Annotated in this window: 6 protein-coding genes; 5 read left to right on the forward strand and 1 reads right to left on the reverse strand. The window is 70.7% G+C overall.

Annotated features, from left to right (window positions below; translation table 11 throughout):
- Positions 1 to 27 precede the first annotated feature (27 nt).
- A complete protein-coding gene (locus VNO22_11430; protein HXG61981.1) occupies positions 28 to 921 on the forward strand; it encodes an alpha/beta fold hydrolase in 894 nt (297 codons plus the stop codon).
- Here the strand turns inward: VNO22_11430 and VNO22_11435 are convergent.
- Positions 909 to 2,522: a hypothetical protein gene (locus VNO22_11435; protein ID HXG61982.1), complete on the reverse strand. Its 1,614-nt coding sequence runs from the start codon at positions 2,520 to 2,522 to the stop codon at positions 909 to 911. The two genes, VNO22_11430 and VNO22_11435, sit on opposite strands and share 13 nt — an antisense overlap.
- 115 nt (positions 2,523 to 2,637) lie before the next feature.
- On the opposite strand from VNO22_11435, the gene VNO22_11440 reads away from it, so the two are divergent.
- The 4 genes from VNO22_11440 to VNO22_11455 all read left to right on the forward strand — a co-directional run.
- Entirely contained in the window at positions 2,638 to 5,031 is a 2,394-nt protein-coding gene (locus VNO22_11440) for an aminopeptidase (GenBank protein ID HXG61983.1), read from the forward strand.
- Between the two features lie 73 nt (positions 5,032 to 5,104).
- On the forward strand, positions 5,105 to 6,361 hold the full coding sequence (locus tag VNO22_11445) for an efflux RND transporter periplasmic adaptor subunit (protein HXG61984.1): 1,257 nt from the start codon (positions 5,105 to 5,107) through the stop codon (positions 6,359 to 6,361).
- 26 nt (positions 6,362 to 6,387) lie between these two features.
- On the forward strand, positions 6,388 to 7,080 hold the full coding sequence (locus VNO22_11450; protein ID HXG61985.1) for an ABC transporter ATP-binding protein: 693 nt from the start codon (positions 6,388 to 6,390) through the stop codon (positions 7,078 to 7,080).
- On the forward strand, positions 7,068 to 8,170 hold a 1,103-nt coding region (locus tag VNO22_11455; protein HXG61986.1), incomplete at its 3' end, for an ABC transporter permease. The genes VNO22_11450 and VNO22_11455, both read left to right, overlap by 13 nt.

The raw sequence follows: 8,170 nt of genomic DNA on the forward strand, positions 1-8,170 counted from the left end.
CGGCGCTCCTCCTAAACTGCTGCCGGAATGGACGCCGCCGGAACGACGGAGGACCGGGTCTTCGGCCGGCCGGAACTTTATCCCCCGCTTCCGCCGGCGCTTTACCCGGACACGGAGACGGACATCTTCAGCGTCTCGGTCGAGGGCGCGGAGGTGCGGTATGCGTGCCGGGGAGCGCCCTCGCGGCCGCCTTTGGTCTTCGTTCACGGCTGGGGCGCATCCTTCAAGTTCTGGAAGAAAACCCTGCCGTATTTTTCTCCCCGCTTCCGGTGCCTGGCGCCGGATCTGCCCGGGTTCGGGGCGTCGGAAAAGCCGGACCGCGACTACTCGATGGAAGCCCTGGCCGTCTGGCTGGGCCGGTTCCTGGACGCCGTCGGCGTGCGGCGCGCGTCGATCGTGGGTCATTCCATGGGAGGCACGGTGGCGCTCCTTCTGGCGCTGGAGGCGCCGGAGCGGGTGGAGCGTCTGGCCGTGGTCAACCCGGTCGTGACGGGATCGACCGCGTTTTCGGGAGCGTACCGGTTCCTCATGATGCCGGGGATCCGGACGGCGGCCTGGCTTCTGGCGCGCGGGAAGCGGTTCCGCCGGTGGGTGGCCAGGGACTTTTCGTACGTCCAGCGGCTTGACGACGAGCTGGCCGACGACGTGGCGCGGCCGACGTACCGGGCGGCGGTGGAGACGCTCCGGGCGCTGGCGAAGGTGGACCTGGCGCCGCGGCTGGAGCGGCTCTCGATGCCGGTGCTTTCCGTGGGAACCGATCTCGACCGGGTGGTGGCGCCCGGCCAGTTCCGCCAGGTTCCCGGCCGGACGGTGCTTCTTTCGGGGTGCGGGCACATGCCGATGCTGGAGCGGCCGGACGAGTTCAACCGGCGGCTCGACGCGTTTCTGCGGGGCGAGGACGGTCCGGATCAGAGCTTCTGAAGCTCGTCGCCCGCGTAGACGGACCAGATCGTGCCGGGGGCCAGGGCCATGCACTCGTTGAATTTGGCCTTGGCCGAGGCGACGCCGCCGAGCTTGGCGTGGAGGGTGCCCAGGGCCAGAAGGGCGCGGCCGTCCATCGGGGCCAGGGTGAGGGCGGCCTGGAGGTGCTGGATGGCCTGGACATACTGGCGCTCGCGGGCGGCGGCGATGGCGAGGCGGTAGTAATCCTCGAAGCCGGCTTCCGCGCGGTTGACGCGGGCTCGGCACTGGCGGACGGTTTCCTCCTCCTCCTGCGGGGTCAGCGCGGCCCACTCGCGGGGCGCGTAGAGGTCGGCGGCCTGAGGGCCGAAGAAATCGCGGAAGAAGGCGAAGCGGCCGGGATCGAGAGCGCCCTTGAAGCCCTTGCCCACGCCGAGGACCCACGCCTTGTAGTCGCGCACGAAGCCCGCCTGGGAGTCTTCCTCTCCGAAGGCCAGCTCGTACTCCCGGCGGAGGCGTCCGCCGTCGTGGAACTTGTCCAGGAGGATGCGGTACGCGGCCAGGGCGCTGACGACGGCCTGTTCGGCGGAACGGGTGGCCACAAGGGGGACGAAGAGGGCGTCGCGCTCCCACTCGTAGAAGCCGCCGCCCATGTAGGGGGCGATGACGACGCCGGCGACGTCGGGGAGGGCCGGATCGCACTGCTTGGCCAGGGACAGGATGGCGTCGAGCTCGGCCTTGCCGAGGCGGGGCTGGGAGGTGAGCAGCACCGAGTACGTGCGGGCCAGGCCCGAGCCGGCGACGCCGAGCCAGAGGACGGAGCGCACGAAGCGGAGCTCGTCGAGGGCCCAGCGTTCGCGCTCCTGGGGAGGCAGGGAGCGGGGCGCGGCGGCGGCGGCCTCGCCGGCGTCCTTGCGCTGTCCGCGTTTCTCGGCCATCTGCCGGTCGAGCTCGCGCAGCTCGTCGAAGTAATAGAGCTCCTTCTCGGCGCGGGCGCGTTCGCGGGCGCGGGCGAGCATGCGGGAGCGGATCTCCTGAAGCTGCCGGCGCTGTTCGGCCAGGCGGGCGTCCTCTTCCTTCTCGAGGCGCAGGGCCATGGCGTCGAGGGTTTCGTCGATGCGCCCCGACACGAGGAGGTCCACCGCCTGGGGCGTGAAGCCCGGAAGGTTCTTGAAGAGGAGGGCGAGCTGCATGTAGATCCAGGTGCGGCGGTCGCGGATGACGCGGGTTTCCAGGGGGGACTCGCCCTCGCGGGGGCTGAGGCCTCCGTAGAGGAGGAACTGCCGGTAGCGCTGGGCGAGCCATTCGGAGAGGTAGAAGCAGCCGGGGCGTCCGGGGGCGTAGATCTCGCGAAGGAGCGCGGTTCGATTCCGTTCGGCCCCGGGCACAAGGCGGGCGTCCAGAAGCCCCAGGTCCAGAAGCAGCCGCTCCTCGGGGGAGAAGACCAGCCGGTCGGGATTTTCGCGGACGGCGCGCAGGACGAGGCGCTCGACCTCGCGCCACCAGAGGGCGTTGAGCTCCTCGGCCAGGGGCTCGAGGGCGGGCCGCGAGGTCACCGAAGCCTCGCCGGGCCCGCGCTCGGCGAGGAACCGCTGCACCCAGGGCTCGATTTCTGTAGCCACGGCGTCCCGAGAAGTATACCATCGACGCCCCGCGGGGGGCGCGAAAGCGCCCGGCCCGCGCGTTGTATATCTAATGGGTAAGGGGCATATTTTAAGCTATAATTAAGACCGTCCGATGAGAGCGCGGGCGGTTCAACGGGTCCTGAAGCGCTGCCTGGGACACCGGGAGGGCGAGCCGGTGCTCGTGGTGACCGACGCCCCCCTGGAGCCCCTGGCGCGGGCCTTCCACCAGGAGGCCCTGGCGCTGGGCGTGGAGGCGACGCTCCTGGCCCTTCCCCCGGGGGCCGCCGCCGCAGGCAGACTTCCGCCCTCCGCGGCCGAGGCGCTCCGGGCCGGCGGGTCGGCGGTCCTGATCACCTCCCGCGACCTCCTGCCCGCGGCCGCGCTCCGCGAGGCGTGCGCGCGCCACGGGACGCGCGCGGCCTCCCTGCCCGGCGTGGACCCCGCGCGCCTGGAGGCGCTCCTGGACGTGGACGACGAAGCGCTCGCCCGGCGCAACGAGGAGCTGGCCCGCCGCTTCGAAGGCGCCCGCCGCGTCCGCCTGACGACCCCCGCGGGAACCGACCTCCGCTTCGAAATCGCCGGCCGCCCCGTCCGGCGCGACTCGGGGGACCTGTCCCGCCCCGGCGCCCTCGGAACGCTCCCGGCCGGCGAAGTCGCGGTGGCCCCCGTCGAGGGCACCGCCGAAGGCGTCGTCCGCGCGGACGCCTCGATCGCGGGCCTGGGCCTCCTCGAGCAGCCCGTCACGATCCGCTTCTCCGCCGGGCGGGCGGTCGAGGTGAGCGACGCGCGCCTGCGCGACCTCCTGGCCCCTCATGGACCGGACGCCTTCCAGCTGGGCGAGTTCGGCATCGGCACCAACCCCCGCGCCTCCGTCGTGGGCAACCTCCTCGAGGACGAGAAGGCCGCCGGCACGGCGCACCTGGCCCTCGGGTCCAACGCCGCCCTCGGCGGGCGCGTGGACGTCCCGATCCGCGTGACCGTCGTCCTCCGCGGCGCGCGGGTGGAAATCGACGGCCGCCCGCTGGAGGACGAGTTCCTCACGCCCCCCGCCGGCCCCCCCGTCCCGGCGGACCCGGGCGCCCTCCCGCTGGAGTCCCTCGACGCCTACAAGGTCCTTTTCGAGTGCTCCAACGACCCTCAGTACGTCCTCGATCTGGAAACCCAGCGCTTCCTGGCCGTCAACCCCGGCTTCGAGCGCTTCACCGGATATTCCCGCGACGAACTTCTGGGCGGCGCCCTCACCGTGGGCAAGCTCGTGGCCCGCGAGTCCCAGTCCGTCTACCAGCAGAAGCGGGACGCCCGCCGCGCCGTTTCCGCCGAGCGCTACGAGCTCCGGTTCCTCACCAAGTCCGGCGAAAAAAAGCCCGTGGAGCTTTCCGTGCGCCGCATCACCCTGGCCGGCCGCGAGGTCGTCGTGGGCTCCCTGCGCGACCTCACCCACCGCAAGAAGCTCGAACAGGAGATGTGGGAGAAAATCGAGGAGCTGGGCTACGCCAACAGCCGGATCTACGCCCTCACCGAAAAGATCAAGCGCGTCCCGGAGCTGACGCCTCTGCTTCTGCCCCTGACCGACGAAGAGGAGCTTCTCGAGCGCGCCGCCGCCCTTCTGTGCGCCCGGGAAGGGCTGGGGTACGCGGACGTCTCCTTCTACCTTCTGCGCGAGGACGCCCTGGAGCTCGTTCACTCGACCGTGAAGCTCCGCCGGCGGCGCTTCCCGCTCGCCTCCGATCACCGTCTCGTGCGCGTCCTCCTCGGCGACGAGCCCGGCGGCATGACGCGGGAGCGCGCCGTGATGCCCCTCAAGGGCCGCGAGCGCCACATCGGCGTGCTCGAAGTGTTCTTTCACCCGAAGGAAATCGAGCTTCTCGAGGACAACGAGCGCGCCCTCAAGGGCTACCGGGACCTTCTCGAGACCCTCTCCAACGTTCTCGGGCTTCTCGTCGAGAACCTCCGCCTTTACGAGCGGGTCCGCCGCCAGTCCATCGTGGACCACCTCACGGGCGTCTTCAACCGGCGCTACTTCGACCAGAAGCTCGCCGAGGAAATCACCCGGGCCACGCGCTACGGCCGCGAACTGAGCCTCGTGCTCCTGGACATCGACCACTTCAAGGACATCAACGACCGGATGAGCTACAAGCAGGGCGACCTCGTGCTCCAGGAAACCGCCCGCGTCTTCCGCAGCCACACCCGCGAGGTGGACATGGTCTGCCGCTACGGGGGCGACGAGTTCGCCATCCTCATGCCCGAGACGAGCTACGAGAACGCCCTCGCGAAGGCCGAGAACCTCCGGCAGGTCGTCCGCGCCCTCGAGTTCACCAACGCCGCCGACCCCTCCAAGCCCCTGCGCCTGACCCTGTCGATCGGCGTCACCGCCCACCATCCCGACGTGCGCACCGGCGACGAACTCCTGCGCGCCGTGGACGAGGCCCTCCACCTGGCCAAGCGCTCGGGCCGCGACGCCGTCTGCGGAACCTTCAAGGGCGTCCGCTCGACGGCCCGCTCGTAGGGGCGCGCGACGCCGTACATTATTAGGGCGGCCGCCACCGACCGGACCCGCCCCGGAGGTATAATCCACGGACATGAAGAAGATCCTGCTCGTCTCGCTTCTGGCGGCGACCGGAGGGGGCGTGTGGTTCCTGGGCTCCTCGCGCGCCGGCTCGGAAACCTCTCCCCGTCCCGAGGCGCGCCGCGTCCGCGTCGAACGCGGCGACCTCGTCATCCACGTGGTCGCCACCGGCGAGATCAAGCCCGTCAAGGAGGTCGAGCTCAAGTCCAAGGCCAGCGGCCAGGTCGTGCGCTTCCAGAAAGAGCCCGGAGACCCGGTCGAGGCCGGCGAACTCATCGCGGAGCTCGACAAGCGCACCGAGCAGAGAAGCCTCAGCCTGGCCGAGTCCAACCTCATGAGCGCCGAGGCGAACCTCGTCCGCGTGCGCCTTCAGGTCGAGGCCGACCTCAAGACCGCCGAGAGCGAGGCCGCCGCCGCGCGGGAAGACGAGAGCCAGAAAAAGGCCGATCTCGCCCGCCTGGAGCGGCTGGCGGGCGATCTGGTGACCGAGTCCGAACTCGGAGCGGCCCGCCTGGCCGCGCGGCTGGCCGAGGAAAAGGCCAAGCGCGCCGAGGCGGCGCTCGCCTTCATCCGGGGCCGCAAGGACGGCGACGTCAAGCTCGCCGAGGCCGAGGTGCTCCGCGCCCGCGTGGCCGTGGAGGACGCCCGCGAGCGCCTGCGGGACACCGAGATCCGCTCCCCCATCCGGGGCATCCTCCTCAAGAAACTCGTCGAGGAGGGCCAGATCGTCGCCAGCGGAATCTCCGCCTCGACCGGCGGCACCCCCATCGCCATCGTCGCCGACGTCTCGCGCCTTTACGTCGAAGCCAACGTGGACGAGACCGACGTCCTCAAGGTCCGCCGCGGCCAGCCGGCGGAGGTGTCCCTGGCCTCCGGATCGGCCGAGCGTTTCCGCGGCCGCGTAGACCTCATTCCCCCGAAGGGGGAGCTCGACTCCAACGTCACGGTCTTCAAGGTCCGCGTGGCCATCGACGAGGAGGCGTTCGGGCGCGCGTACGTGGGCATGACCGCCTCCGTCCGCATCCGGGCCGCCGAGCGCCGGAACGCCCTCCTGGTGCCGAGCGAGGCCGTCCGCCTCGAGGACGACCGCGCGGTCGTCCACGTGGACGGACCGGGGGGACCCACGCCCGTGCCCGTCCGCGTGGGGCTCGACAACGGCATCCGCGCGGAAATCCTCGAAGGACTCGCCGAGAGCCAGGAGATCTGGGTCACCCGCACGGCGCCGCCCGGAGAAAGCCGGGGCGGCGGCCGCTACCGCCTGAGATTTTAGGCGGGCCTGCGCGCCCGCCGGGTGCCATGAACGCCGTCATCCGCACCGAGAAGCTCGTCAAGAACTACCGCCTCGGCGAAGTCGACGTCGAGGTCCTCAAGGGCATCGACCTCGAGGTCCGGGACGGAGAGTACGTGGCCCTCATGGGCCCCTCGGGCTCCGGAAAGTCCACGCTCATGAACATTCTGGGCTGCCTGGACGTCCCGACGGGCGGGCGATATCTCCTCGAGGGGCGCGACGTCAGCGGGCTCTCGGAGGATGAGCTCGCAGAGGTCCGGGGGCGGCGGATCGGGTTCGTGTTCCAGACGTTCAACCTCCTGCCGCGGATGTCGGCGCTGGAGAACGTGGAGCTGCCGCTCCATTACCAGCGGCGGCCGGCGCGGCGCGCGGCGCTCCAGGCGCTCGAGGCGGTGGGGCTGGCGCGCCGGGCGGGACACCGCCCGAATCAGCTTTCCGGCGGCGAGCGCCAGCGCGTGGCGATCGCCCGCGCGATCGTCACCGAGCCCGCCCTTCTCCTGGCCGACGAGCCCACGGGCAACCTGGACTCCCGCACGGGCAAGGAGATCCTGGACATTTTCGACGGCCTGTCCCGCCGGGGCGTGACGATCGTGCTCGTGACCCACGACCGCTCGGTGGCCGAGCGCGCGCGGAGGATCGTGCACCTGAGGGACGGACGGGTGGAACGCATCGAGGAGACGCACGCGGCATGTCGTTCCTGAGAGCCTTCGCGGTGGCCCTTTCGGCGCTGGCGGCCAACAAGCTCCGCTCGATTCTGGCGGTCCTGGGGATCGTCATCGGAGTCGCCGCCGTCATCATGGTGGTCGCCATGGGCAAGGGCGCCCAGGCGCGGGTCGAAGAGACCATCCGCCGGATGGGCGTGAATCTCGTCTTCGTTCATCCCGGCACGGTCTCCCGCGGTTCCAGCGCCGCGCGCACCGTGTCGGCCGAGAACCTCACCCTCGAGGACGCGCGGGCCGTCTCCCGCCTGCCCTACGTCGCCCGCGTGGCCCCGGAGGTCCGGCGCACCTATCAGGTGAAGTACCTCAACCGGAACGCCAACCTCCAGGTCGTCGGCACGATGCCCGAAGCCGTCGAGATGCGGGGCTTCCGGATCGCCCGCGGCGCGTTTTTCGACCGGACCGCCGTAGCGCTCCGGGAGCGCGTCTGCGTCATGGGCGCCCGGGCGACCCTCGAGCTCTTCGGCGACATCGACCCCGTCGGCCGCACGATCCAGATCGACCGGCAGAGCTTCGAGGTCCTGGGGCTTCTCGAGGACAAGGGCGGCGACACCTGGGCGCGCCTGGACGAATCGGTTTACGTGCCCGTCACGACCGCCCTCTACCGCCTCTTCAACCGCCGCCACCTCAGCCAGATCATGGTGCAGATTGACCGGCCGGAGAATATCGACGCGGCGCTCCAGGAGCTGGAGCGGGAGATGCGTCGCCTCCACGGCCTGCGCGCCGGCGACGAGAACGACTTCCGGCTCTGGTCCATGGACGAGTACCGGCGCTCCATGGAGGAATCGGCGGGGGCGTTCACGATCCTCCTTTCGGGCATCGCCCTCGTCTCGCTCCTGGTGGGTGGGATCGGGATCATGAACATCATGCTCGTGTCCGTGACGGAGCGCACCCGGGAGATCGGCATCCGCAAGGCCATCGGCGCCCGGCGGCGGGACATCCTCGTCCAGTTCCTCATCGAGTCGATGACGATCTCGCTGCTCGGCGGGACGATCGGCGTGGCCGCCGGCATCGCCTTCGCCCAGGTCTTTCCGAAGCTGCCGATCTGGGACAAGCTTTCGCGCGGCGGGAC

This window comes from Planctomycetota bacterium (assembly GCA_035574235.1).
Classification (GTDB): Bacteria; Planctomycetota; MHYJ01; order MHYJ01; family JACPRB01; genus DATLZA01.

Excerpts from the sequence above, each read along its gene's own strand:
- VNO22_11430 (HXG61981.1), top strand. The coding sequence starts at position 28 with ATGGACGCCGCCGGAACGACGGAGGACCGGGTCTTCGGCCGGCCGGAA.
- VNO22_11440 (HXG61983.1), top strand. The coding sequence starts at position 2,638 with ATGAGAGCGCGGGCGGTTCAACGGGTCCTGAAGCGCTGCCTGGGACAC.
- VNO22_11445 (HXG61984.1), top strand. The coding sequence starts at position 5,105 with ATGAAGAAGATCCTGCTCGTCTCGCTTCTGGCGGCGACCGGAGGGGGC.
- VNO22_11450 (HXG61985.1), top strand. The coding sequence starts at position 6,388 with ATGAACGCCGTCATCCGCACCGAGAAGCTCGTCAAGAACTACCGCCTC.